A 25,553-nucleotide genomic window follows, 5' to 3' on the forward strand; every position below is an offset into this window, starting at 1 on the left:
GTCTCCGACGGCGCTAGCCGTCAAGCGGGGCATGCTTTATTATCACGCATCTTTTTCAGACCATCGAGAGGCGTGCGGCCCAAACCGCGGGCAGATGGCACGCAGGAAGCCCGGACTAATAAGATGGCATTGAAATCCCCCGCGTTTCGTAGAAAATTTCCGTTGCTGGTAACCGGCAGTCTGCTGGCCTTGCAACCTTTCGCCACCTCATTCGTGGTCGCCGCGGAACAGTATGACTGCTCAGTCTCTGCTTCGGGTGCCTGGGACTGCGCGCCGAAGACCGCCGCCGCCCCATTGCCACCGCGCCCGGTGCATGACGGCTCTGCCGTCAGCTCGGCCAACAGCACGCCGCAAGGCGAAGCTGGCGGCAGCGTCGACGCCGAGCCCAAGACCATGCTGGTCACCGAAGCCAAGGGCCGAGGCCTGCGTTCGCGCAGCAAAGACTACAGCCACCTGGACTGGGTGCCTCGCGAGAAGCTCACCGCAGCACAGCTGGCCGAAACCGGCCCTTACTGCGGCGGCGCCTACATCGAGCCGACTCGTCCTGGCATGAACGACAAGACGAACAAGAGCGATGCGCCGACCTTCATCGGTGCCAAGGCCTCTCGTTACGAGCAGGAACAGCAGGTCGCCACACTGGCCGGTGACGTCGTCATGCGCCAGGGCAGCATGCAGCTGGAGTCCGAGGAAGCCAGCCTGTACCAGGCCGAGAACCGTGGCGAGCTGAACGGCAACGTGCGTCTGCGTGACAACGGCGCACTGATCGTGGGCGACCATGCCCAGGTCCAGCTCGACACCGGCGCCGCCCAGATCGACAACGCCGAATACGTGATGCACAAGTCGCGCATCCGCGGTAACGCGCTGTACGCCAAGCGTGCCGAGAACGCGATCATCCGTCTCAAGGACGGTACGTACACCACCTGCGAGCCAGACAGCAACGCCTGGCAGCTCAAGGGCAACAACATCACGTTGAACCCGGCCACCGGTTTCGGTACGGCCACCAACGCGACGTTGCGGGTCAAGAACATTCCGATCCTGTACACCCCTTACATCTATTTCCCGATTGACGACCGTCGTCAGTCCGGCTTCCTGCCGCCAAGCTTCAGCACCGGCAGCGAGACTGGCTTTACGCTGGTGACGCCGTACTACTTCAACCTGGCGCCGAACTACGACGCCACGTTGTACCCGCAATACATGACCAAGCGCGGCTTGTTGATGGAAGGCGAATTCCGCTACCTCACCAAGTCGAGTGAAGGGCAGTTTGGTGGGGCGTATCTGAATGATGATAACGATGAGCGGAGCAAACAGACCGACTCCGAAAAAACTCGCTATATGCTCAATTGGCAGCATAAAGGTGGCTTGGATTCACGCCTGACGACGCTGGTTGACTACACCAAGATCAGTGACCCTTACTACTTCCAAGACCTGAAGTCTTATGAAGAAGGGGTGGAAAGTCGCGACTTCGTCAACCAGCAGGGCTCCCTGACTTACCGCGGTGATACGTACCAGGCCCGTTTAAACGTTCAGGCCTACCAACTGGCGACGGTATCGGAGTTCACCCCATACGACCGTTTACCACAGATTACTTTCAACGGTGCGCTGCCTTACCATCCTGGCGGACTGGACCTCGCTTACGAAACAGAAGCAGTGAGGTTCGACCGAGATCTTCAGAACGGCTTCTACACTGACAAGGACGGAGTAGTTTCCTCTCGCCTCGACAACAATGTCCTCGGGTTGAGCCGTGCCAACGGCACTCGCCTGACCGCAGCACCAAGCGTCTCCCTGCCGCTGAATTGGACCTACGGTTTCATTACACCGAAACTCAAATATGTCTATACCAAGTACGACCTTGACTTGGATAACACCGGCAAGAATGATCTCCTAGTCAATAGACTGGGCGCTTCAGCTCTGGGCGAGACCTTCAATAGCTCTCAAAATCGCTCCGTCCCCATTGCCAGTATCGACAGCGGCCTCTTCTTTGACCGTAATACCCAATGGTTTGGTCGTAATTACCAGCAAACCCTGGAACCACGCATGTTCTATCTCTATGTACCAGAGAAAGATCAGAAAAATATTCCAGTGTTTGACACTAGCGAAACTCCATTCAGCTTCGACTCGCTGTTCCGTGACAACCGTTTCACCGGTGGCGACCGTATCGGCGACGAAAACAAACTGTCGCTGGGCTTGACCAGCCGCTGGATACAAGACGATGGCCTCGAGCGTCAACGCATCAGTATTGGCCAAGCTGTGTACTTCAAGGACCGCGAAGTACAGCTGCCAGGTGTAGACGCTACAACGCGTGATGACGCCCATGAAGACGTATCGCCGATCGCCTTGGACTACTCCTTCCGCTTCAACCGCGACTGGCGTGCAACGGCCGACTATAACTGGGACCCTACCAGCCACGCTCCACGCTCCGGCAGTGCAATGTTCCACTACCAGCCGGAAGACAACCCAAATAAAGTCATCAACGTTGGCTATCGCTACCGTAATGACCAGGTCGTCTACAACCAGTTAACCGGCAAATGGCAATTCGGTGGTGACTATGGCAGTGAAGGCAACCCGAACTTCATTAAGGATTACTACAAAATCCAACAACACGATTTCTCGATGATGTGGCCGATCATTCCACAGTGGAACCTGATTACCCGCTGGCAGTATGACTATGCACGCAACCGTACCCTGGAAGCCTTCGGTGGTTTCGAGTACGACAACTGCTGCTGGAAACTGCGCGTCATCAACCGTTACTGGGTTTCCAACGACGAATACAGCCAGATCGCCCCGCTTAACGAAAAGGGTGACCACGGGCTCTTCTTCCAGATCGTCCTCAAAGGACTCGGCGGCCTGACCGGCGCCAAGGTAGAGAGCTTCCTCGACAAAGGCATTGAAGGTTATCGTGAACGTGAAGACAAAGCTTTCTGAGTGCTTGCGCCCGCTCGTGCTGGGCGCGCTGTTCCTGGGTGCCGCCTCGGCGCATGCCGCGGTGCAACAGCTGGATAAAGTCGCAGCCATCGTCGATAACGACGTGATCATGCAGAGCCAACTGGACCAACGGGTCAAGGAAGTTCAGCAAACCATCGCCAAGCGTGGCGGCGGTGTGCCGCCGACCAGCGTCCTGGAACCCCAGGTGCTGGAGCGCCTGATCGTCGAAAACCTGCAGCTGCAGATCGGCGAACGCTCCGGTATCCGGATTTCTGACGAAGAGCTGAACCAGGCGGTCGGCACCATCGCTCAACGTAACAACATGAGCATCGATCAGTTCCGCGCGGCCCTGGCCCACGATGGTCTGTCCTATGAGGACGCGCGTGACCAGATCAAGCGCGAAATGATCATCAGCCGTGTACGCCAGCGTCGCGTAGCGGAGCGGGTTCAGGTGTCGGAGCAGGAAGTGAAGAACTTCCTGGCCTCGGACCTGGGCAAGATGCAGCTTTCCGAAGAACTGCACCTGGCCAATATCCTGATCCCGACGCCAGACAGCGCCAACGCCGAGCAGCTCAATGCTGCTGCCGCCAAAACCCAGGCTATCTATGATCGCCTCAAGGCCGGCGCTGATTTCGCCCAGATGGCAATTGCCCAGTCCGGTAGCGACAACGCGCTCGACGGTGGTGACATGGGCTGGCGTAAAGCCGCTCAACTGCCCCCTCCATTCGACCGTGAGCTGAGCGCGATGAACGTGGGTGACATCACCCAGCCGGCCCGTACGCCAGGCGGGTTCATCATCCTCAAGCTGCTGGGCAAGCGCGGCGGCGAGACCTCGCTGAAAGACGAAGTGCACGTTCGTCACATCCTGGTCAAACCAAGCGAAATCCGTACCGAGGCACAAACCAAGGAACTGGCCCAGAAGATCTATGACCGCATCGAAAGCGGTGAAGACTTCGCCACCCTGGCCAAGAGCTTCTCGGAAGACCCAGGTTCTGCCCTCAACGGCGGCGACCTGAACTGGATCGATCCAAAAGCACTGGTGCCCGAGTTCCAGCAGGTGATGGCCGATACGCCGCAAGGCGTGCTGTCCAAACCGTTCAAGACTCAATACGGCTGGCATGTGCTGGAAGTTCTTGGCCGTCGCGCCACCGACAACACCAACCAGGCCCGCGAACAGCAAGCCCTGACCGTACTGCGTAACCGCAAATACGATGAAGAGCTGCAAACCTGGTTGCGTCAGATCCGTGACGAAGCCTACGTTGAAAACAAGCTGCCAGGCGCCGAGCAAACAGGCACCGACCAGGCAGCCCAGTGAAACCCCAGCGTTTCGCCGTGACACCCGGCGAGCCGGCCGGCATTGGTCCAGACCTGTGCCTGCTGCTCGCCTCGCAACCCCAGCCACATCCCCTGATCGCCATTACCAGCCGCGACCTGCTCCTTGAGCGGGCCGCGCAGTTGGGTGTGGCTGTCAACCTGCTGAGCGTCGCACCGGGCAACTGGCCCGACCTGCCGGCCCCGGCAGGCAACCTGTATGTGTGGGATACCCCGCTGCAAGCCAAGGTCGTCGCCGGGCAACTGGACAAGGCCAATGCGGCCTTCGTGCTGGAGACCCTGACCCGCGCCGGCCAAGGCTGCATCAACGGCGATTTCGCCGGCATGATTACCGCGCCCGTCCATAAAGGCGTGATCAATGAGTCCGGTATAGCCTTTTCCGGCCATACCGAGTTCCTTGCCGAGCTCACACACACCGAACAGGTCGTGATGATGCTGGCCACCCGCGGCCTTCGCGTCGCGCTGGTCACTACGCACCTGCCGCTGCGCGCTGTCGCCGACGCCATCACCGCCGAGCGCATAGAACGCGTTACGCGCATCCTGCACGCCGACCTGCAACAAAAATTCGGCATTGCCCAACCGCGCATCCTGGTCTGTGGGCTCAACCCGCACGCCGGTGAAGGCGGTCATTTGGGCCATGAAGAAATCGACATCATTGAACCGACATTAGAGCGTCTGCGCCGAGAAGGCATGGACCTGCGCGGCCCGTTGCCTGCAGACACTCTGTTTACCCCCAAATATCTGGAGCACTGCGACGCAGTGCTGGCGATGTACCACGACCAGGGGCTGCCCGTGCTGAAATACAAAGGCTTCGGCGCCGCAGTCAACGTGACGCTGGGCCTGCCGATCATCCGTACCTCCGTCGACCATGGCACCGCCCTGGACCTGGCAGGCAGCGGCAAGATCGACACCGGCAGCCTGCACGTGGCCCTGGAAACCGCCTATCAGATGGCCGAGACCCATATATGACTGAGCATTACCAACACCGGGCGCGTAAGCGTTTCGGGCAAAACTTCCTGCACGACGCTGGGGTGATCGACCGCATCCTGCGCTCCATCCATGCCAAGCCCGAAGACCGCCTGCTGGAAATCGGCCCGGGCCAGGGCGCATTGACCCAAGGCCTGCTGGCCAGCGGCGGTCAATTGGACGTGGTTGAATTGGACAAGGACCTGATCCCGATCCTCAACCAACAGTTTGCCGACAAATCCAATTTCAACCTGCACCAGGGCGACGCGCTGAAGTTCGACTTCAACAGCCTCAATGCCGCGCCTAACAGCCTGCGGGTGGTGGGTAACCTGCCGTACAACATCTCCACACCGCTGATTTTCCACCTGCTGAACAACGCCGGAATCATCCGCGACATGCACTTCATGCTGCAAAAGGAAGTAGTGGAGCGCTTGGCCGCCGGGCCGGGTGGTGGTGATTGGGGCCGTCTGTCGATCATGGTTCAGTACCATTGCCGCGTGGAACATCTGTTCAACGTGGGCCCAGGCGCATTCAACCCGCCGCCGAAGGTCGACTCGGCCATCGTGCGCCTGGTACCGCATGCCGTGCTGCCGCACCCGGCCAAGGACCACAAACTGTTGGAGCGCGTCGTGCGCGAAGCCTTCAACCAACGCCGCAAAACCCTGCGCAATACGCTCAAGGCACTGCTGAGCAATGCCGAAATCGAAGCCGCCGGCGTCGACGGCAGCCTGCGCCCCGAGCAACTGGACCTGGCCGCGTTCGTGCGCCTGGCCGACCAGCTTGCCATCCAGCCAGCGCCCGCAGTGGAATAAGGCATCAGGAAAAATGTGGGAGGGGGTTTGCCCCTCCCCTGTTTGAACTGCTTCATACCACACAGCATGTCTGGCCTAGTGCCCACCTCTTGGCCTAGACTGGCCCGCATCTGCTGTCCTCCGCATTTGCTTTTAAGGCCTCTTGCATGTCCGATCCTCGCTACCAGATCGACGTCAGCGTCGTCACCCGCTTCCTGGCGGACCAATCGCAACCTGAACACAACCGCTTTGCCTTTGCCTACACCATCACGGTGAAAAACAACGGGCTGGTGCCGGCCAAGCTGCTGTCACGCCATTGGGTGATCACTGATGGTGACGGTCAGGTCGAGGAAGTGCGCGGCGCGGGTGTGGTTGGCCAGCAACCGTTGATCGACATCGGCGCCAGCCACACCTACAGCAGCGGTACGGTAATGACTTCCAAAGTCGGCACCATGCAAGGCTCGTATCAAATGAAGGCGACCGACGGCAAACTGTTCGACGCGATCATCAAGCCATTCCGCCTCGCCGTACCCGGAGCATTGCACTGATATGGCAACGTATGCCGTCGGTGACCTGCAAGGCTGCCTGGAGCCCCTCAAGTGCCTGCTCGAACGCGTGGCTTTCGACCCGGCAAACGATCGCCTGTGGCTAGTCGGTGACCTGGTCAACCGTGGCCCGCAGTCTCTGGAAACCTTGCGCTACCTCTATAACCTGCGCGACTCACTGGTCTGTGTGCTGGGCAATCATGATCTGCACCTGCTCGCCGCCGGTCGTAACATCGAGCGCCTGAAAAAAGGCGACACCCTGCGGGAAATCCTCGAAGCACCGGACCGCGCCGAGTTGCTGGAATGGTTGCGCCGACAGAAGCTCCTGCATTACGACGAGGCCCGCGACATCGCCCTGGTCCATGCCGGCATCCCTCCGCAATGGACAGTGAAAAAAGCTCTCAAATGCGCCGCCGAAGTCGAAAGCGCGCTGGCCGATGACAACCTCTACAGTGCCTACCTTGATGGCATGTACGGCAACGAGCCGGTGAAGTGGGACAACGACCTTACCGGCGTCGCTCGCCTGCGAGTGATCACCAACTACTTCACGCGCATGCGCTTCTGCACGGCGGAGGGCAAACTGGACCTCAAGAGCAAGGAAGGCGCCGACACTGCGCTGCCTGGCTATAAGCCCTGGTTTGCTCACAAGGAACGTAAAACCCGCGACACCAGAATCGTTTTCGGCCATTGGGCCGCCCTTGAAGGCAAGTGCGAAGAACCCGGCGTGTTCGCCCTCGACACCGGTTGCGTGTGGGGTGGCGCCATGACCTTGATGAACATCGACACCGGCGAGCGCATCAGTTGCCAGTGTGAATCCCCCGAACCCCCTACACAGACGGCCGTCGCCAAGCCCTAGGAGCCTGCCATGTCAGAATTCAAACGTATCCCACCCGAACAAGCCCAGGCCCTGCGCGAGCAAGGCGCTGTGGTCGTTGATATCCGTGACCAGCCAACCTACGCCGCTGCCCATATCAGCGGCGCCCAGCATCTGGACAACGTCAACATCGCCGACTTCATCCGCGCCGCCGACCTCGACGCCCCCCTGATCGTCGCGTGCTACCACGGCAATTCGAGCCAAAGCGCAGCGGCCTATCTGGTCGGCCAAGGTTTCTCCGACGTCTATAGCCTGGATGGCGGCTTTGAGCTGTGGCGTGCGACCTATCCTGCAGAAATTTCCTCAGGCGATTCGCAATAATTTTTTTCACACCCCGCTACCCCGCGTGACGCTTGGGCTTGCGCCGTTTCTGACGAACGGCGCAGCCAAACTAATTACGCATCGCGCCTTGACCTCCCCGATTCCGAACTATCCTTAAGCGCAGGCCATCCAAATCAGGGGAGAGCCGGTACACCGGCGCGCGGGTCATCGGTAGCGTTTCAGGGTGTTCTGGGGGGAAACAGCCATTGGCGAACGTCAAGGGCTGCCAGCATCGACTGATTGATCCGGCGTCGGCTCCACGTATCGAGCGAGGTGACGACGTCATGAGTATCTTTAGCCACTTCCAACAACGTTTCGAGTCCACACAACAGGAAGAACTCACGCTTCAAGAGTATCTCGAGTTGTGCAAACGGGACCGCAGTACCTATGCGTCTGCCGCCGAGCGCCTCCTGCTGGCGATTGGCGAGCCGGAGCTGGTAGACACCTCGAACAATTCGCGCCTGTCGCGGATATTCTCCAACAAGGTGATCCGCCGTTATCCGGCCTTTGAAGACTTCCACGGCATGGAAGAATGCATCGACCAGATCGTCTCGTACTTCCGCCATGCCGCCCAAGGCCTGGAGGAAAAGAAACAGATTCTCTACCTGCTCGGCCCGGTTGGCGGCGGCAAGTCGTCCCTGGCTGAAAAACTCAAGCAACTCATCGAGAAAGTGCCCTTCTACGCGATCAAGGGCTCGCCAGTGTTCGAGTCGCCCCTGGGCCTGTTCAACGCCACCGAAGATGGCGCGATCCTCGAAGAAGACTTCGGCATCCCACGGCGCTACCTCAATACCATCATGTCGCCCTGGGCCACCAAGCGCCTGTCCGAGTTTGGCGGAGATATCAGCCAGTTCCGCGTGGTCAAACTCTACCCTTCGATCCTCAACCAGATCGGTGTCGCCAAGACCGAGCCGGGCGACGAGAACAACCAGGACATTTCCGCGCTGGTGGGTAAGGTCGATATCCGCAAACTGGAAGAATTCCCACAGAACGACGCCGACGCCTACAGCTACTCGGGCGCGCTGTGCCGGGCCAACCAGGGCCTGATGGAGTTCGTGGAGATGTTCAAGGCGCCGATCAAGGTGCTGCACCCTCTGCTCACGGCCACCCAGGAAGGCAACTACAACAGCACCGAAGGCCTGGGCGCGATTCCGTTCACCGGGATCCTGCTGGCGCACTCCAACGAATCGGAGTGGCATACCTTCCGCAACAACAAGAACAACGAAGCCTTCATCGACCGTATCTACATCGTCAAGGTGCCGTACTGCCTGCGGGTCAGCGATGAGATCAAGATCTACGACAAACTGCTGTTCAACAGCTCCCTGGCTAAGGCTCATTGCGCACCCGACACCCTGAAGATGCTCGCCCAGTTCACCGTGCTGTCGCGCCTCAAGGAGCCGGAGAACTCGAACATCTACTCGAAAATGCGCGTGTACGACGGCGAAAACCTCAAGGACACCGATCCCAAGGCCAAATCGATCCAGGAATACCGCGACACGGCGGGCGTCGATGAAGGCATGAACGGCCTGTCGACGCGCTTCGCGTTCAAGATCCTCTCCAAGGTCTTCAACTTCGACCCTCACGAAATCGCCGCCAACCCGGTGCACTTGCTGTATGTGCTGGAACAGCAGATCGAACAGGAACAATTCCAGGCCGAAACCCGCGAGCGCTATCTGCGCTTCCTCAAAGAATATCTGGCGCCACGCTATATCGAGTTCATCGGCAAGGAAATCCAGACCGCGTACCTTGAGTCCTACAGCGAATACGGCCAGAACATCTTCGACCGCTACGTGCTGTACGCCGACTTCTGGATTCAAGACCAGGAATACCGCGACCCGGAAACCGGCGAAATCCTCAACCGCGTGGCGCTCAACGAGGAACTGGAGAAGATCGAGAAACCCGCCGGCATCAGCAATCCGAAGGATTTCCGCAACGAAATCGTCAACTTCGTGCTGCGCGCCCGCGCCAACAACAACGGCAAGAACCCAACATGGCTCAGCTACGAGAAGCTGCGCGTGGTGATCGAGAAGAAAATGTTCTCCAACACCGAAGATCTGCTGCCGGTTATCAGCTTCAACGCCAAGGCCAGCAAGGAGGATCAGCAAAAACACAACGACTTCGTCACACGAATGGTCGAGCGCGGCTACACCGACAAACAGGTACGACTGCTCTCCGAGTGGTACCTGCGGGTTCGCAAATCGCAGTAAGGCAGCGACAGGCGGCGACTGCCAGGCATCCGGCCCGGCAGGCGACCGCTTGTCCCTAAGCTTCCAGCTCGCGGCTTGAAGCTTGTAACGTGAAGCTGCCCGGAGGGCTCCCCATGAGCTATGTGATCGACCGACGCCTCAATGGTAAGAACAAGAGCACGGTAAACCGCCAGCGTTTCCTGCGGCGTTACCGCGACCACATCAAAAAGGCCGTTGAAGAGGCCGTCAGCCGCCGTTCCATCACCGACATGGAGCACGGCGAACAAATCAGCATTCCCGGACGGGACATCGACGAACCAGTGCTGCACCACGGCCGGGGCGGCAAACAGACTGTCGTCCATCCGGGCAACAAGGAATTCACCACAGGCGAACACATTCAGCGCCCGCAGGGGGGCGGCGGCGGCAAGGGTGCGGGCAAGGCCGGTAATTCCGGCGAAGGCATGGATGAGTTCGTGTTCCAGATCACCCAGGAGGAGTTTCTCGAATTCATGTTCGAGGATCTGGAGCTGCCCAACCTGGTCAAACGCAACCTGACCGGCACCGACACCTTCAAAACCGTGCGCGCGGGTATCAGCAACGAAGGCAACCCGTCCCGCATCAACATCATCCGCACCCTGCGCTCGGCCCACGCTCGACGTATCGCCCTGTCGGGCAGCAGCCGTGCAAAATTGAAGCAGGCCAAGGAAGAGTTGGCGCGGTTGAAGCGCGAGGAGCCGGATAACTTTGGCGATATTCAGGAAATCGAGGCAGAAATCGAGAAGCTCAGCGCGCGCATTCACCGTGTGCCCTTTCTCGATACCTTCGACCTCAAATACAACCTGTTGATCAAACAGCCCAACCCCAGCTCCAAGGCCGTGATGTTCTGCCTGATGGACGTGTCCGGCTCCATGACCCAGGCTACCAAGGACATTGCCAAGCGCTTCTTCATCTTGCTGTACCTGTTCCTGAAGCGGAACTACGACAAGATCGAAGTGGTGTTCATCCGTCATCACACCAGCGCCCGGGAAGTGGACGAAGAGGAATTCTTCTACTCGCGCGAAACCGGCGGCACCATCGTTTCCAGCGCGCTCAAGCTGATGCAGGAAATCATGGCCGAGCGCTACCCGGCCAATGAGTGGAATATCTATGCCGCCCAAGCGTCCGACGGTGACAACTGGAATGATGACTCGCCGATTTGCCGCGACATCCTGATCAACCAGATCATGCCTTTCGTGCAGTACTACACCTACGTTGAAATTACCCCCCGTGAGCACCAGGCACTGTGGTTCGAATACGAACGCATCGGCGAAGCCTTCGCCGATACGTTCGCCCAACAGCAATTGGTCTCGGCCGGCGATATCTACCCGGTCTTCCGTGAACTCTTCCAGCGCAGGTTAGTGACATGACCGCCAAAAAAGAGCATAAGCGTCAACCTATCTCCACCGGGTCCGAGTGGACCTTTGAACTGATCCAGGCCTATGACCGGGAGATCAGCCGCATCGCGGCCGGTTATGCGCTGGACACCTACCCCAATCAGATCGAAGTGATCACCGCCGAACAGATGATGGATGCCTACGCCTCCGTTGGCATGCCGCTGGGTTATCACCATTGGTCATACGGCAAACACTTCCTCAGCACGGAGAAATCCTACACCCGCGGCCAGATGGGGCTGGCCTATGAGATCGTGATCAACTCCGACCCGTGCATCGCCTACCTGATGGAAGAAAACACCATCTGCATGCAGGCGCTGGTGGTGGCCCACGCGTGCTACGGGCATAACAGCTTTTTCAAGGGTAACTACCTGTTCCGCACCTGGACCGACGCCAGTTCGATCATCGATTACCTGGTGTTCGCCAAGCAGTACATCATGCAATGCGAGGAGCGCCACGGCATCGACGCGGTAGAGGACTTGCTCGACTCCTGCCACGCCTTGATGAACTACGGCGTCGACCGCTACAAACGGCCTTATCCGATTTCGGCCGAAGAAGAACGGCTGCGCCAGGCGGAGCGTGAGGAACACCTGCAGAAACAGATCAACGATTTGTGGCGTACCATTCCAAAACGCGCCGGCAAAAACAACGATAAAGACAATGCACGCTTCCCCGCCGAACCGCAGGAAAACATCCTCTATTTTCTGGAAAAACACGCGCCACTGCTGGAGCCATGGCAGCGGGAAATCGTGCGTATCGTGCGCAAGATCGCGCAGTATTTTTATCCACAGCGCCAGACTCAGGTGATGAACGAGGGTTGGGCGACGTTCTGGCACTACACCCTGATGAATGACCTGTACGACGAAGGCCTGGTCACCGACGGCTTCATGATGGAATTCCTCACATCCCACACCAGCGTGGTGTTCCAGCCCGGTTTCGACAGCCCGTACTACAACGGTATCAACCCCTACGCACTGGGCTTTGCGATGTACCGTGACATTCGGCGCATGTGCGAGCACCCCACCGAGGAGGACCGTCGCTGGTTCCCGGAAATCGCCGGCAGCGACTGGCTCTCCACGATCAAGTTCGCCATGAGCAGCTTCAAGGACGAAAGCTTCATCCTGCAGTACCTGTCGCCTCAGGTTATTCGCGACCTCAAGCTGTTCAGCATCCTGGATGACGACCTCAAGGACGACCTGGTTGTGCCGGCCATCCATGACGAGCCTGGCTACCGGACTATCCGCGAGACCCTGGCAGCGCAATACAACTTGGGTAACCGCGAGCCCAACGTACAGATCTACAGCATCGACGTGCGCGGTGACCGCTCACTGACCTTGCGCCATCAACAGCACGACCGCAAACCCCTGGGCGAATCCACCGAGGAAGTGCTCAAGCACCTGCACCGGCTATGGGGCTTCGATATTCACCTGGAAACCCTGCAGGGCGACCAAGTGATGAAAACCCACCATGTGCCACCGCGTAGCGACCATAACGACAACGACTACGGCCGCCTGGACCTGGCCGTCGTGCATCTCTGAAACAGCAAAGCCTCCATTGGCCAGGCACAGGCGTTATCCTGTGCCGCTAATGGAGGCTTTTTCATGAAAATCTACAAAGTCGGCGGTGCCGTGCGTGATCGCCTGTTGGGCATCGAGGTCACCGATATTGACCGCGTCGTCGTCGGCGCCACCCTCGAAGAAATGCAGGCCAAAGGCTTCAAGCCGGTCGGCGCTGACTTCCCGGTGTTCCTGGACCCAAAAAACGGCGATGAATACGCCCTCGCCCGCACCGAGCGCAAAAGTGGCAGGGGCTATGGCGGCTTCGTGTTTCACGCCAGTCCCGACGTCACGCTGGAAGAAGACCTGATACGCCGCGACCTGACCATCAATGCCATGGCCGAAGACGACGAAGGTAACCTGACCGACCCCTACCACGGCCAACGTGACTTGGAAGCCCGTATTTTACGTCACGTTTCGCCCGCGTTCGCCGAAGATCCCCTACGAGTGCTGCGCGTTGCTCGGTTTGCCGCACGGTATGCGCACCTGGGATTCACTGTCGCGTCGGAGACTCTTGAGCTGATGCATCAACTCAGCGAGTCCGGTGAACTGGAAGCGCTGACACCAGAGCGCAGCTGGAAAGAAATTTCCCGGGCCCTGATGGAAAACCAGCCCCAAGTGTTTATCCAGGTGCTGCGCGACTGCCATGCGCTGAAAACCCTGATGCCGGAAGTGGACGCGCTGTTCGGCGTACCGCAACCCGAAGCCCATCACCCCGAGATAGATACCGGCATACACACGTTAAGCGTGCTGGAGCAGGCAGCCGCACATAAGCAGCCGTTGACCGTACGCTGGGCCTGCCTGCTGCACGATTTGGGCAAGGGCCTGACACCTGTGGATAAGTTACCGCAGCATATTGCCCACGAGCACCGGGGTTTGAAGCTGATCAAAGCGGTGAATGAACGCTTCAAGGTGCCAAAGGATTGCCAGGAACTGGCGCTGCTGGTGGGCCAGTACCACACCCACGGGCATCGAGCCCTGGAGCTGAAGGCTTCGACGTTGTTGGAGCTGCTGCACAGTTTTGACGTCTATCGTCGACCGCAACGCTTCGAGGAGTTTGTGGTCGCCTGCGAGATGGATGCGCGGGGCCGAAAAGGCCTTGAACAACGCAGTTATCCACAGGCGGACTATTTGCGCGGCGCGGCGAAGACTGCGCGCGAAGTGGCAGTGGCGCCACTGCTGGAGAAAGGCTTCAAAGGCCCGGAGTTGGGCGAAGCCCTGAAACGTGAACGGCTTAACGCACTGAAAGCCTACAAGGAACGACAAAGTTCATTGTAGGAGCGAGCTTGCTCGCGAAAAACCTGAGAGCGCTGCGTTATCGTTCACGCTCTTCGCGAGCAAGCTCGGCTCCTACAGAAGCACGTCTGGCGTGAGTTGCCGGCCCCGCCACTCAAACGCCACGGGCGCAAGCACCTGGTCGATCCGGGCATCACGCCACAGCGCCGCCATGGTCTTGCCCGTTTCAGGATGCACACGATCCGGCGCCATCATCGACAGCGGCCACAACACGAACGCGTTTTTCAGGATTTCCGCGCGCGGCAGGACCAAGCCGTCGAAATTACCCACCAGTTCGCCATAGAGCAGCACGTCGATATCCAACGGCAGCCCTTTACGATCCGGCGCATAGCGGCCGTTGTCGGCCTCGATAAATTTCAACCGGCGGTCCAACTCCATCAACGACAGGTCGGTAAAGGCCGACACCACCAGATTGAAGAACGGCCCGCTCTTGATGCCCACCGGCTGGCTTTCGAACACCGCCGAACAGCGCATGTCCGTCAAAAAGCTCGCCAGCGCATCGAGCCCCGCACATAAATTGAGCTCACGCTCGATATTACTGCCAAGGCCAAGGTAAACCTGAGTCAGCGACATCCGCGCTCGATCTCCACGCCCACGCCCTTGGCCGCCGGCACGGCACCCGGCTTGGTCAACTTGAGGTACAGCCAGGGAATCTGGAATTCGCTCATCAGCACTTGGGCCAGGCGTTCAGCGAAAGTTTCCACCAACTGGTATTGGGACTGCTCGGCAAAGGCCTGGATACGCGCGGACACGCTGGCGTAATCCAGCGCCAGGGTCAGGTCGTCACCGGCGGCGGCCGGACGGTTATCCCAGGCAAAGCTCAGGTCAAGGCGCAGGCATTGACGGATTCCGCGCTCCCAGTCGTAGGCGCCGATCACGGTGTCGACTTCCAGGCCTTCGATAAACACTCTGTCCAAGCACTCTTCTCCGCAGCACGACAAGGGCGCAATGCCCCGTTAGAATCAGGGCGTCCTCGCCCGGAATAGTTAGCATGTTTTGGTCACTGGCGATTCTCGCCTACCTGCTCGGCTCGCTGTCCTTTGCCATTTTGCTCAGCCGCCTGACCGGAAACCCCGATCCGCGAATGAGTGGCTCAGGCAATGCCGGCGCCACCAATATGCTGCGCCTGGCCGGCAAGAAACTTGCCGTGCTGACGCTGCTGGGCGACCTGTGCAAGGGCTTGCTGCCCGTACTGATCGCCAGCCTCGCCGGCCTTACCCTGCAACAGCAGGCCTGGGTGGGCGTCTGCGCCGTCCTGGGCCATCTGTTCCCCTTGTACTTCCGCTTTCGCGGCGGCAAAGGCGTCGCCACGGCGGCCGGCATGCTGTTGGGGATTTACCCTCCGGCAGCCTTGCTGGCGGTGCTCGCCTGGCTGTTGACGTTCTACCTGACCCGCACCAGCTCCCTGGCTGCGCTGATCGCCACGCCGCTCACCCTGCCATTGCTGGCCTGGCAGGCTCCGGCAGCATTGCTGCCCATGAGCGTGCTGACCCTGCTGATCGTGTGGCGCCACCGCGGCAATCTACGCGACCTGTTTGCCGGGCGCGAACGGCATTTTTAAATAGCGTCCACGCTAACCCTTACAACGGCGACAACTGCTCCATGGGCCAGCGCGCCTGCACGCTGATCGCCAGGCTTTCGTGTTGCCCGGCCATCAGACGCTGACAGCCGGCATAGGCGATCATCGCGCCATTGTCGGTGCAGAACTCTGGGCGCGCGTAGAACACCTCCCCCTTCATCTCGCCAAGCATCTTCTCCAACGAGCTGCGCAAGGCCTTGTTGGCGCTGACGCCGCCAGCAATCACCAGCCGCTGCATGCCGGCCTGCTTCAGGGCGCGCTTGCACTTGATGGTCAAAGTCTCTACCACGGCCTGCTGGAACGCCAGCGCGATGTCGCAACGGGCTTGCTCACCGTCGTCCCCGGCGCTGACGCTCTGCTGCCAGGTATTCAACGCGGAGGTTTTCAAGCCGCTGAAGCTGAACATCAAACCAGGGCGATCGCACATCGGCCGAGGGAACGTGTAACGGCCGGCCACGCCTTTTTCGGCGAGGCGGGCGATTTCCGGACCGCCGGGGTAATTGAGCCCCATCATCTTCGCGGTCTTGTCGAATGCTTCGCCGGCGGCGTCGTCCAGGGACTCGCCCAACAGCGTGTATTGGCCGATGCCATCGACCTGAACCAGCTGCGTATGCCCCCCCGAAACCAACAAAGCGACGAACGGGAACGCCGGCGGTGTTTTTTCCAGCATCGGCGCCAGCAAATGACCTTCCATGTGATGCACACCGAGGGCCGGAATGCCCCAGGCGAACGCCAGCGCCTGGGCACAGGAAGCCCCAACCAGCAGGGCTCCGACCAATCCAGGGCCTGCGGTATAGGCAATCGCATCGATCTCGGTCGGTACGCAACCGGCCTCATTCAACACCTGGCGAATCAATGGCAGCATACGTTTGACGTGATCACGGCTGGCAAGCTCCGGCACCACGCCGCCATAGGCGCGATGCAGGTCGATCTGACTGAACAGCGCATCGGCCAAAAGCCCGCGTTCACTGTCGTAAAGTGCGACACCGGTTTCGTCGCAGGAGGTTTCAAGTCCCAGTACTAGCATGGGTTTGCGCCTTGTAGAGGCTGAATTCGAAGGCGCGCATAATAGTCGCCACTCCCCCTCCCGACTAGCGGTTTTCGATTAGAGGCTTTGCATTCCTGCCAATGAGGGGTTAACATCCGCAACCCTTAAAAACCGACGACCTCAGCCGCGAATTTTTTGCGACGAGAACGTTGATCCCGGTAATGAAAGAAGGTAGCTCTGGATGCCAGCCGTCAAAGTAAAAGAGAACGAACCCTTCGACGTAGCTCTGCGTCGTTTCAAGCGCTCCTGCGAAAAAGCCGGTGTTCTGGCTGAAGTTCGTAGCCGCGAATTTTATGAGAAGCCAACTTCTGAGCGTAAGCGTAAGGCAGCAGCCGCTGTTAAGCGTCACGCCAAGAAAGTTCAGCGCGAACAGCGCCGCGCCGTTCGTCTGTACTAATACACAGACGTTCGTAGCAAGCTTCTGCCAAGCCCGGCCCTCAGCCGGGCTGTTGGCATTTGCGGATATCGCTTGATGCTTCATCGTCGACGCCGCACACGCGACCGAGACACTGCTTCAAACGTCAGGACTGGCTCTTTTGCCAGCGGTGCACGTCTCTTCTGACGAGCCTAACAAGGCTACTGACGAGCACACCCTATTCTTCAAGCAGACGATCAACTGTGTCGACTGTGCCCATTGATGAGCCTCCGAGACCGCCCACAGGTCAAGACCGGACTCACGGGCAACTTTTATTCGTCGAACACTGATAGAGACTAACGTCAGCGAATGTTCGGCAGATACACTTCCTGACACCCCATGCAGACGATAATGATCGAGCACCCAACGTGCGCTTGAACATTTCACGGGCCCTCATTTACACGCAGTGATGACGAGAACGCCATGGCCGGGCTGATTCCCCAGAGCTTTATTGACGACCTTCTGAACCGCACCGACATCGTCGATGTCGTCAGCTCACGCGTGCAATTGAAAAAAGCCGGCAAAAACTACACGGCCTGCTGCCCGTTCCATAAAGAAAAAACCCCGTCATTCAGTGTCAGCCCGGACAAGCAGTTCTATTACTGCTTCGGATGCGGCGCTGGCGGCAACGCCCTCGGCTTCCTGATGGACCACGACAACCTGGATTTCCCCCAGGCCATCGAGGACCTGGCGAAAGCCGCCGGCATGGAAATCCCCCGCGAAGAAAGTGGCCGCGCGCACAAGCCGCGACAACCCACCGACTCACCGCTGTATCCGCTGCTGACCGCCGCCGCCGAGTTCTACCGGCAGGCGCTTAAAAGCCATCCGCAGCGCAAAGCCGCTGTCGATTACCTCAAGGGCCGCGGCCTTACCGGTGAAATCGCCCGGGACTTCGGCCTCGGCTTTGCGCCGCCCGGCTGGGACAACCTGTACAAGCACCTGAGCAGCGATACGCTCCAGCAGAAAGCCATGATTGACGCCGGCCTGCTGGTGGAAAACGCCGAGACCGGCAAACGCTATGACCGCTTCCGTGACCGCGTGATGTTTCCGATCCGCGACAGCCGCGGCCGCATCATCGCGTTCGGCGGCCGCGTGCTGGGAGACGACAAGCCCAAGTACCTTAACTCTCCGGAAACCCCGGTATTCCATAAAGGCCAGGAACTCTACGGCCTGTTCGAAGCGCGCAAGAACAACCGCAACCTCGACGAGATTATCGTGGTTGAGGGTTATATGGATGTGATCGCCTTGGCCCAGCAGGGCCTGCGCAATGCGGTGGCGACGCTTGGCACCGCCACCAGCGAAGAGCACTTGAAGCGCCTGTTTCGCGTCGTGCCCAGCGTGTTGTTCTGTTTCGACGGCGACCAGGCCGGCCGCAACGCCGCCTGGCGCGCACTCGAAGCTACACTGTCGAGCCTGCAGGATGGGCGCCGTGCACGCTTCCTGTTCTTGCCCGAAGGCGAAGACCCGGACACCCTGGTGCGCGCCGAAGGCACCGACGCGTTCCGAGCACGCATCAATCAACACGCACAGCCGCTGGCAGACTACTTCTTCCAGCAGTTGACCGAAGAAGCCGATCCGCGCTCGCTTGAGGGCAAGGCCCATATGGCCACCCTCGCAGCGCCGCTGATCGACAAGGTCCCGGGCGCCAATTTGCGCACCCTGATGCGCCAGCGCCTGCTGGAAATCACCGGGTTGAGCGGCGAAGCCGTGAGCCAGCTGGTGCATAGCGCCCCTCAGGGTGCGCCGCCCGCCTACGACCCAGGCATGGATTACGATGCCATGCCGGATTATGCCGACTTCCACCAACCGCAGGAGGCGTATACGCCCCAGCAGGAGTGGACGCCGAAAAAGCCCGGTGCAGGCGGCAAGAAATGGGACAAGAAGCCCTGGAGCAAGAATGGCAAACGCGGCGATCGCGACGAGGCCTACGCCCCACGCACGCCGGTTGCCGTAGAAGCGCCGACGCTGATTGCCTTGCGCACGCTCATCCATCACCCGCAATTGGCGGGCAAGGTTGAAAGCGCCGATCATTTCGCCAACGAGAGCAACACCTATGCCCAGGTGCTTATCGCCTTGATCGAGGCCGTGCAGAAAAATCCTAAGCTAAACTCAATTCAGCTGATGGCTCGCTGGCATGGCACAGAGCAGGGCCGCCTGTTGAAGGCACTCGCGGAAAAGGAGTGGCTAATTGACGGCGACAACCTTGAACAACAGTTTTTAGACACCATTAATAGGTTATCCGCGGGTCAGCACACACAGACCCTCGATGAGCTCATTAAACGAGCAAGGCAGCCGGGATTGTCGGCTGAAGAGCAAATTCAGATAGCAAAACAGATGCGCGACCTCTTAAAACAGAACGTTTGCACATCAAACCCGACCTCAGCTGGCGTGTGAGGTCATAGCTCGGGTATAATCCTCGGCTTGTTTTTTGCCCGCCAAGACCTTCAGTGGATAGGGTGTTATGTCCGGAAAAGCGCAACAGCAGTCTCGTATCAAAGAGTTGATCACCCTTGGTCGTGAGCAGAAGTATCTGACTTACGCAGAGGTCAACGACCACCTGCCTGAGGATATTTCAGATCCAGAGCAGGTGGAAGACATCATCCGCATGATTAATGACATGGGGATCCCCGTACACGAGAGTGCTCCGGATGCGGACGCCCTTATGTTGGCCGACGCCGATACCGACGAGGCAGCCGCTGAAGAAGCCGCTGCCGCGTTGGCCGCGGTGGAGACCGACATCGGTCGCACGACTGACCCTGTGCGCATGTATATGCGTGAAATGGGTACCGTCGAGTTGCTGACACGTGAAGGCGAAATCGAAATCGCCAAGCGTATCGAAGAGGGCATCCGTGAAGTGATGGGCGCAATCGCGCACTTCCCTGGCACGGTTGACCACATTCTCTCCGAGTACACTCGCGTCACCACCGAAGGTGGCCGCCTGTCTGACGTCCTGAGCGGTTATATCGACCCGGACGACGGCATTGCGCCGCCTGCCGCCGAAGTGCCGCCGCCCGTCGATCCGAAAGCACCGAAAGCGGACGACGACTCCGACGACGAAGAAGCTGAAGCCAGCTCCGACGACGAAGAAGAAGTTGAAAGCGGTCCAGACCCGATCATCGCTGCCCAGCGTTTCGGTGCGGTTTCCGATCAAATGGAAATCACCCGCAAGGCGTTGAAAAAGCATGGTCGTGCCAACAAGCAGGCAATTGCCGAGCTGCTGGCCCTGGCCGAGCTGTTCATGCCGATCAAGCTGGTACCGAAGCAATTCGAAGGCCTGGTTGAACGCGTTCGTAGCGCCCTTGAGCGTCTGCGTGCACAAGAGCGTGCGATCATGCAGCTCTGTGTCCGTGATGCGCGCATGCCGCGTACCGACTTCCTGCGCCAGTTCCCAGGCCACGAAGTTGACGAAGCCTGGAGCGATGCCCTGGCCAAAGGCAAGGCGAAATACGCCGAAGCCATCGGTCGCCTGCAGCCGGACATCATCCGTTGCCAGCAGAAACTGAGCGCACTGGAGGCTGAAACAGGCCTCACGATTGCCGAGATCAAGGACATCAACCGTCGCATGTCGATCGGTGAGGCCAAGGCCCGCCGCGCGAAGAAAGAGATGGTTGAAGCGAACTTGCGTCTGGTGATCTCCATCGCCAAGAAGTACACCAACCGTGGCCTGCAATTCCTCGACCTGATCCAGGAAGGCAACATCGGCTTGATGAAGGCTGTGGACAAGTTCGAATACCGTCGCGGCTACAAGTTCTCGACTTATGCCACCTGGTGGATCCGTCAGGCGATCACTCGCTCGATCGCCGACCAGGCCCGCACCATCCGTATTCCGGTGCACATGATCGAGACCATCAACAAGCTCAACCGTATTTCCCGGCAGATGTTGCAGGAAATGGGTCGCGAACCGACCCCGGAAGAGCTGGGTGAGCGCATGGAAATGCCTGAGGATAAAATCCGCAAGGTATTGAAGATCGCTAAAGAGCCGATCTCCATGGAAACACCCATTGGTGATGACGAAGACTCCCATCTGGGTGACTTCATCGAAGACTCGACCATGCAGTCGCCAATCGATGTCGCCACTGTTGAGAGCCTTAAAGAAGCGACTCGCGACGTACTCTCCGGCCTCACTGCCCGTGAAGCCAAGGTACTGCGCATGCGTTTCGGCATCGACATGAATACCGACCACACCCTTGAGGAAGTCGGTAAGCAGTTTGACGTGACCCGCGAGCGGATCCGTCAGATCGAAGCCAAGGCGCTACGCAAGCTGCGCCACCCGACGCGAAGCGAGCATCTGCGCTCCTTCCTCGACGAGTGATACCAGAACCCCCGGCCCAGGCCGGGGGTTTTGCTTTGTGCACATTGCTTTGCACAGATTAACTGCCCCGCAACGCCCCGCTCTCGCAATGCCCGTCTACACTCGAGACATTCCCCGTGCCATAACGAGACCGTTATGCCCAGATTGCCGACCGTGATACTGCTGTCGCTGCTGACCTGGACCGCAACGGCTGGCGCGTTGACTCTCACTGATGATGAGCGTAGCTGGCTGACGGACCATCAGGAGCTGCGCCTTGGGGTGGATGCGTCTTGGCCACCCTTCGAATACCGCGATGAAAATGGCCGCTACCAGGGCCTGGCCGCTGACTACGTGCGCCTGATCCAGGATCGCCTGGGCGTCAGGATCAATCTGATCGAACCGGCAAATTGGACCGCTGTGCTCGAACAAGCGCGCAACAATCAGCTCGACCTGCTCCCCGGCATCATGTCCACCCCGGAACGCCAGAGCTTCCTGGCCTTCACACGCCCCTATCTCGACTTCCCCATCGTCATATTGGCCCATGAAGGCGGTGCGAAGCCGCGCAACCTCAAGGACCTGTACGGACTGAAAATCGCCGTGGTGGAAAACTATGCGCCTCATGAACTGCTGCGCACCCATCATCCGGACCTCAATCTCGTCGCGATGCCTAACGTCAGCTCCATGCTGCAGGCCCTGGCCACCGATGAAGTGGATGCGGTAGTCAGCGACCTGGCTTCCAGCGTCTGGAGCCTGCGCCAGCTGAAACTCGATGGTTTGTACGTCAGCGGCGAAACGCCCTACCGCTATCAGTTGGCAATGGGCGTGCCCCGCGATGAGAAAGTACTGGTGGGGATCCTGGATAAAGTCCTCGCCGACCTCAGCCCGGCCGAAACCGATGCGATCCAGCAGCATTGGGTCGGCAGCTTCAGCGATCACCGCACCTTCTGGACAGATTTGTTGCTGTACGGCCTACCCGCAGTGTTGCTGCTGAGCACCGTGCTGGTCATTGTGATTCGAATCAATCGCCGGCTCAGCTCGGAAATTTCCCGCCGAGTGGCCCTTGAGCAAAAACTGCGTAGCAGCGAGTACCACTATCGCGGCCTGGTGGAGAGTCTTTCCGCCATCGCCTGGGAAGCCAACATCAGCGACTTCACCTACAGCTACGTGTCGCCCCATGCCGAAGAATTGCTTGGCTACCCCCGCGCCCATTGGCTGATCCCTGGCTTCTGGCGCAACATTATTCACCCTGCCGACCTGATCCGCACCGAAACCTATTGCCTGCGCGAAACCCGCGCCAACCGTGATCACAGCATCGACTACCGCGTTATCACCGCTGATGGCCGCTGCCTATGGGTACGCGACATCGTCAGCCTGATCGAGCACGGCCATGAACCGGTGCTGCGCGGCCTGATGATCGACATCAGCGAAGCCAAACGTACAGAAGAGGCACTGCAACTGTCGGAGCAGAAGTTTGCCTCCGTGTTCCAGCAATGCCCGGACATATTGGTGATCGCACGCCTGTCTGACGGATGCCTGCTTGAAGTCAACAAGGCCTTTGAAGACCAGATAGGCCTTGGCGCCGCAGACGTGGTGGGCAAAACCGCCACCGAGCTGAATATCTGGGGGGTTCAGGGCGTCGGCCCGGATTTGTTGCAGCGTGTGCAGACCACCAGTATCCGCAACCTGGAAATGACCTTCCTGCGCAGCAATGGCCAGGCATTTATCGGGCTTATTTCGGCCGAGCCGTTCCAACTCGATACCACCGAGGCCTTGGTGGTTGTAGTGCGAGACATCACCCAGCTCAAGGAAACCCAACAGCAGTTGCAAACCTCCGAAGAAAAGTTTGCCAAGGCCTTTCACGCCTCCCCCGATGGCTTGCTGCTAAGCCGTAAAAGCGATGGCCTGCTGATAGAAGTGAACGAAGGCTTTAGCCACCTGACCGGTTACACCAGCGCCACATCGCTGGATCAGTCTGCCTTGGACCTCGGCATTTGGGTTGACCTCAATGAGCGCAAGCACATGCTGGAGTTGATGCAGCGCGACGGCTTTGTCCGCGATTTCACCTGCCATATACGCCGCGTCGATGGCCAGGTTCGCCTCTGCGAACTGTCCAGCCGCTCGCTGCCCATCGGCGAAGAAGACTGCATGCTGACCATCGCCCGCGACATCACTGAACGCCAGCTGATGCAGGAAAAATTGCAGCAAGCCGCCACGGTGTTCGAAAGCACCGCCGAAGGCGTATTGATCACCGACACTCGGCAGAACATCAGTGCCGTTAACCGCGCCTTCAGCGAAATCACCGGCTACAGTGAGGCCGAAGCGCTGGGCCATACCCCGCGCCTGCTCGCCTCCGGCCTGCATGACAGCGCCTTCTATGCGGCGATGTGGCATCAGTTGACGACCCAGGGCCACTGGCAGGGCGAAATTTCCAACCGTCGAAAGGACGGCGAGCTGTACCCCAGCTGGCTGACCATCAGCGCTGTGCGCAATCGCGACCAGTTGGTCACCCACTTCGTGGCGGTATTCGCCGATATTTCCAGCCTCAAGCTCGCCCAGGCGCGCCTCGACTATCAGGCCCATCACGACCCGCTGACCGGCCTGCCCAATCGCACGTTGTTTGAAAGTCGACTGCAGGCCGCCCTCAACGGCCAGCAGGAAAGCGGTAATCAAGGCGCTGTGTTGTTTCTCGACCTGGACCGTTTCAAACACATCAACGACAGCCTGGGCCACCCGGTCGGCGACCTCCTGCTCAAAGACATTGCCGTGCGCCTTAAGGAACAACTGCGCGACATCGACACCGTCGCCCGCCTGGGCGGCGACGAATTCATCATTCTGCTGCCCGGTCTGCAACAGGCCAGCGACGCCCAGTACTTGGCAAATAAACTGCTCGACTGTTTCACTCCGCCCTTCCAGGCCGGCGAGCACGAGTTCTTTATCAGCGCGAGCATCGGCACCAGTCTGTACCCGCAGGACGGCACCGATGTCGCCACTCTGGTCAAAAATGCCGACGCCGCGATGTACCGCTCAAAAGCCAATGGCCGCAACCGTGTTGAAAGCTACACCCGCGACTTGACGGCCCAGGCCAATGAACGCGTGGCCTTGGAGCATGAGCTGCGCCGCGCCATCGAACGTGACGAGTTGAGCCTGTATTACCAACCCAAACGCAGCTTGATCACTCAGGAGCTGATCGGCGCCGAGGCCTTGATTCGCTGGCACCACCCAACCTTTGGCGATGTGCCACCCGAACACTTCATCGCCTTGGCCGAAGAAAACGGCACGATTCTGCAAATTGGCGATTGGGTACTGGAACAGGCCTGCCGACAGATGCAGGCCTGGAGAGGCACTTTCGATGATTTCGGCCCGCTGTCCGTCAACCTCGCCGGCGCGCAGCTGCGTCACCCCAACCTGCTGTCACGCATCGAACAACTGCTGCGCGATTACCGTCTGGAACCCGGCTGCCTGCAACTGGAGATCACCGAAAACTTCATCATGAGCCAGGCCGAAGAAGCGCTGGAGGTGCTGCACCAACTCAAAGGGCTGGGCGTACAACTGGCGATCGACGATTTCGGCACCGGTTATTCTTCCCTCAGCTACCTCAAGCGCCTGCCGCTGGACTTCCTCAAGATTGATCAGTCCTTTGTGCGCGGCCTGCCCGACGACCCCCACGACGCCGCCATCGTGCGCGCCATCATCGCCCTCGGCCACAGCATGCAATTCACCATCATCGCCGAAGGCGTGGAGAACCCCGCCCAGCAAGCCTTCCTCGCTGCAGAAGGCTGTGAACAGATGCAAGGCTACATCGTCAGCCTGCCCCTGCCACCGGAGCAATTTGCCGTGACCTTCCTTCGCACGAGACTGGAGGATTTTTCGGATGGCACAGTGAACAAACCATCGTTATAATCCGCGACCTACTGAGGGCCTATAGCTCAGTTGGTCAGAGCAGAGGACTCATAATCCTTTGGTCCACGGTTCAAGTCCGTGTGGGCCCACCAACTCCAAAG

Annotated in this window: 19 protein-coding genes and 1 tRNA gene; 17 read left to right on the forward strand and 3 right to left on the reverse strand. The window is 59.2% G+C overall.

Annotated elements, in window-relative coordinates:
* Positions 1-123: 123 nt before the first annotated feature.
* The 11 genes from QF045_RS00195 to QF045_RS00245 all read left to right on the forward strand — a co-directional run bounded on the left by QF045_RS00195 (position 124) and on the right by QF045_RS00245 (position 14,201).
* Positions 124-2,922: an LPS-assembly protein LptD gene (locus QF045_RS00195; protein WP_306490581.1), complete on the forward strand. Its 2,799-nt coding sequence runs from the start codon at positions 124-126 to the stop codon at positions 2,920-2,922.
* Positions 2,903-4,237, forward strand: coding sequence for a peptidylprolyl isomerase (locus QF045_RS00200; RefSeq protein WP_083217966.1), 1,335 nt, complete (start codon positions 2,903-2,905; stop codon positions 4,235-4,237). The genes QF045_RS00195 and QF045_RS00200 overlap by 20 nt, the downstream gene beginning before the upstream one ends.
* Positions 4,234-5,223 carry a 4-hydroxythreonine-4-phosphate dehydrogenase PdxA gene (gene pdxA, locus QF045_RS00205; RefSeq protein WP_306490582.1) on the forward strand — a complete coding sequence of 330 codons (990 nt, stop codon included), beginning with the start codon at positions 4,234-4,236 and terminating at the stop codon, positions 5,221-5,223. The genes QF045_RS00200 and pdxA overlap by 4 nt, the downstream gene beginning before the upstream one ends.
* Positions 5,220-6,032: a 16S rRNA (adenine(1518)-N(6)/adenine(1519)-N(6))-dimethyltransferase RsmA gene (rsmA, locus tag QF045_RS00210; RefSeq protein ID WP_306490583.1), complete on the forward strand. Its 813-nt coding sequence runs from the start codon at positions 5,220-5,222 to the stop codon at positions 6,030-6,032. Before pdxA ends, rsmA begins: the two co-directional genes overlap by 4 nt.
* A 146-nt stretch (positions 6,033-6,178) precedes the next feature.
* A complete protein-coding gene (gene apaG, locus QF045_RS00215; RefSeq protein WP_017847811.1) occupies positions 6,179-6,559 on the forward strand; it encodes a Co2+/Mg2+ efflux protein ApaG in 381 nt (126 codons plus the stop codon).
* A 1-nt stretch (position 6,560) separates the two neighbouring features.
* Positions 6,561-7,412 (forward strand): symmetrical bis(5'-nucleosyl)-tetraphosphatase, encoded by an 852-nt coding sequence (locus tag QF045_RS00220; RefSeq protein WP_306490584.1) that lies wholly within the window; start codon positions 6,561-6,563, stop codon positions 7,410-7,412.
* A gap of 9 nt (positions 7,413-7,421) precedes the next feature.
* Positions 7,422-7,751, forward strand: coding sequence for a thiosulfate sulfurtransferase GlpE (glpE, locus tag QF045_RS00225; protein WP_306490585.1), 330 nt, complete (start codon positions 7,422-7,424; stop codon positions 7,749-7,751).
* Positions 7,752-8,035: 284 nt separating this feature from the next.
* Positions 8,036-9,958 carry a PrkA family serine protein kinase gene (locus tag QF045_RS00230; protein WP_124388444.1) on the forward strand — a complete coding sequence of 641 codons (1,923 nt, stop codon included), beginning with the start codon at positions 8,036-8,038 and terminating at the stop codon, positions 9,956-9,958.
* A gap of 113 nt (positions 9,959-10,071) precedes the next feature.
* Positions 10,072-11,343, forward strand: coding sequence for a YeaH/YhbH family protein (locus QF045_RS00235; RefSeq protein WP_306490586.1), 1,272 nt, complete (start codon positions 10,072-10,074; stop codon positions 11,341-11,343).
* Complete coding sequence (locus tag QF045_RS00240; protein ID WP_306490587.1) at positions 11,340-12,905, forward strand: SpoVR family protein; 1,566 nt, start codon at positions 11,340-11,342, stop codon at positions 12,903-12,905. Before QF045_RS00235 ends, QF045_RS00240 begins: the two co-directional genes overlap by 4 nt.
* Before the next feature lie 63 nt (positions 12,906-12,968).
* Positions 12,969-14,201 (forward strand): multifunctional CCA addition/repair protein, encoded by a 1,233-nt coding sequence (locus tag QF045_RS00245; RefSeq protein ID WP_306490588.1) that lies wholly within the window; start codon positions 12,969-12,971, stop codon positions 14,199-14,201.
* A 72-nt stretch (positions 14,202-14,273) separates the two neighbouring features.
* Here the strand turns inward: QF045_RS00245 and folK are convergent, their stop codons facing one another.
* On the reverse strand, positions 14,274-14,792 hold the full coding sequence (gene folK, locus QF045_RS00250) for a 2-amino-4-hydroxy-6-hydroxymethyldihydropteridine diphosphokinase (RefSeq protein ID WP_306490589.1): 519 nt from the start codon (positions 14,790-14,792) through the stop codon (positions 14,274-14,276).
* A complete protein-coding gene (folB, locus tag QF045_RS00255; RefSeq protein WP_306490590.1) occupies positions 14,783-15,136 on the reverse strand; it encodes a dihydroneopterin aldolase in 354 nt (117 codons plus the stop codon). The genes folK and folB overlap by 10 nt, the downstream gene beginning before the upstream one ends.
* A gap of 74 nt (positions 15,137-15,210) precedes the next feature.
* Here folB and plsY point away from each other — a divergent pair, with 74 nt between their 5' ends.
* The gene (gene plsY, locus QF045_RS00260) at positions 15,211-15,780 is read left to right on the forward strand and encodes a glycerol-3-phosphate 1-O-acyltransferase PlsY (RefSeq protein WP_306490591.1); all 570 of its coding nucleotides are present in this window, start codon (positions 15,211-15,213) and stop codon (positions 15,778-15,780) included.
* A 19-nt stretch (positions 15,781-15,799) separates the two neighbouring features.
* On the opposite strand, the gene tsaD is transcribed toward plsY, so the two are convergent.
* Entirely contained in the window at positions 15,800-16,825 is a 1,026-nt protein-coding gene (tsaD, locus tag QF045_RS00265; protein WP_306490592.1) for a tRNA (adenosine(37)-N6)-threonylcarbamoyltransferase complex transferase subunit TsaD, read from the reverse strand.
* A 202-nt stretch (positions 16,826-17,027) separates the two neighbouring features.
* On the opposite strand from tsaD, the gene rpsU reads away from it, so the two are divergent.
* From rpsU to QF045_RS00290, 5 genes are all read left to right on the forward strand, one after another.
* On the forward strand, positions 17,028-17,243 hold the full coding sequence (rpsU, locus tag QF045_RS00270) for a 30S ribosomal protein S21 (protein WP_002551877.1): 216 nt from the start codon (positions 17,028-17,030) through the stop codon (positions 17,241-17,243).
* Between the two features lie 441 nt (positions 17,244-17,684).
* Positions 17,685-19,655: a DNA primase gene (gene dnaG / locus QF045_RS00275; protein WP_306490593.1), complete on the forward strand. Its 1,971-nt coding sequence runs from the start codon at positions 17,685-17,687 to the stop codon at positions 19,653-19,655.
* A 67-nt stretch (positions 19,656-19,722) separates the two neighbouring features.
* Complete coding sequence (gene rpoD, locus QF045_RS00280) at positions 19,723-21,573, forward strand: RNA polymerase sigma factor RpoD (RefSeq protein WP_306490594.1); 1,851 nt, start codon at positions 19,723-19,725, stop codon at positions 21,571-21,573.
* A 135-nt stretch (positions 21,574-21,708) separates the two neighbouring features.
* On the forward strand, positions 21,709-25,452 hold the full coding sequence (locus QF045_RS00285; RefSeq protein WP_306490595.1) for a bifunctional diguanylate cyclase/phosphodiesterase: 3,744 nt from the start codon (positions 21,709-21,711) through the stop codon (positions 25,450-25,452).
* Between the two features lie 15 nt (positions 25,453-25,467).
* Positions 25,468-25,544, forward strand: a tRNA-Ile gene (locus QF045_RS00290).
* Positions 25,545-25,553 lie beyond the last annotated feature (9 nt).

It is taken from the genome of Pseudomonas sp. W4I3, assembly GCF_030816195.1.
GTDB lineage: Bacteria > Pseudomonadota > Gammaproteobacteria > Pseudomonadales > Pseudomonadaceae > Aquipseudomonas.

Coding starts and splice junctions, on each gene's coding strand:
- QF045_RS00195 (WP_306490581.1), top strand. CDS start 124: ATGGCATTGAAATCCCCCGCGTTTCGTAGAAAATTTCCGTTGCTGGTA.
- rsmA (WP_306490583.1), top strand. CDS start 5,220: ATGACTGAGCATTACCAACACCGGGCGCGTAAGCGTTTCGGGCAAAAC.
- apaG (WP_017847811.1), top strand. CDS start 6,179: ATGTCCGATCCTCGCTACCAGATCGACGTCAGCGTCGTCACCCGCTTC.
- QF045_RS00220 (WP_306490584.1), top strand. CDS start 6,561: ATGGCAACGTATGCCGTCGGTGACCTGCAAGGCTGCCTGGAGCCCCTC.
- glpE (WP_306490585.1), top strand. CDS start 7,422: ATGTCAGAATTCAAACGTATCCCACCCGAACAAGCCCAGGCCCTGCGC.
- QF045_RS00230 (WP_124388444.1), top strand. CDS start 8,036: ATGAGTATCTTTAGCCACTTCCAACAACGTTTCGAGTCCACACAACAG.
- QF045_RS00235 (WP_306490586.1), top strand. CDS start 10,072: ATGAGCTATGTGATCGACCGACGCCTCAATGGTAAGAACAAGAGCACG.
- QF045_RS00240 (WP_306490587.1), top strand. CDS start 11,340: ATGACCGCCAAAAAAGAGCATAAGCGTCAACCTATCTCCACCGGGTCC.
- QF045_RS00245 (WP_306490588.1), top strand. CDS start 12,969: ATGAAAATCTACAAAGTCGGCGGTGCCGTGCGTGATCGCCTGTTGGGC.
- folK (WP_306490589.1), bottom strand. CDS start 14,792: ATGTCGCTGACTCAGGTTTACCTTGGCCTTGGCAGTAATATCGAGCGT.
- plsY (WP_306490591.1), top strand. CDS start 15,211: ATGTTTTGGTCACTGGCGATTCTCGCCTACCTGCTCGGCTCGCTGTCC.
- tsaD (WP_306490592.1), bottom strand. CDS start 16,825: ATGCTAGTACTGGGACTTGAAACCTCCTGCGACGAAACCGGTGTCGCA.
- rpsU (WP_002551877.1), top strand. CDS start 17,028: ATGCCAGCCGTCAAAGTAAAAGAGAACGAACCCTTCGACGTAGCTCTG.
- dnaG (WP_306490593.1), top strand. CDS start 17,685: ATGGCCGGGCTGATTCCCCAGAGCTTTATTGACGACCTTCTGAACCGC.
- rpoD (WP_306490594.1), top strand. CDS start 19,723: ATGTCCGGAAAAGCGCAACAGCAGTCTCGTATCAAAGAGTTGATCACC.
- QF045_RS00285 (WP_306490595.1), top strand. CDS start 21,709: ATGCCCAGATTGCCGACCGTGATACTGCTGTCGCTGCTGACCTGGACC.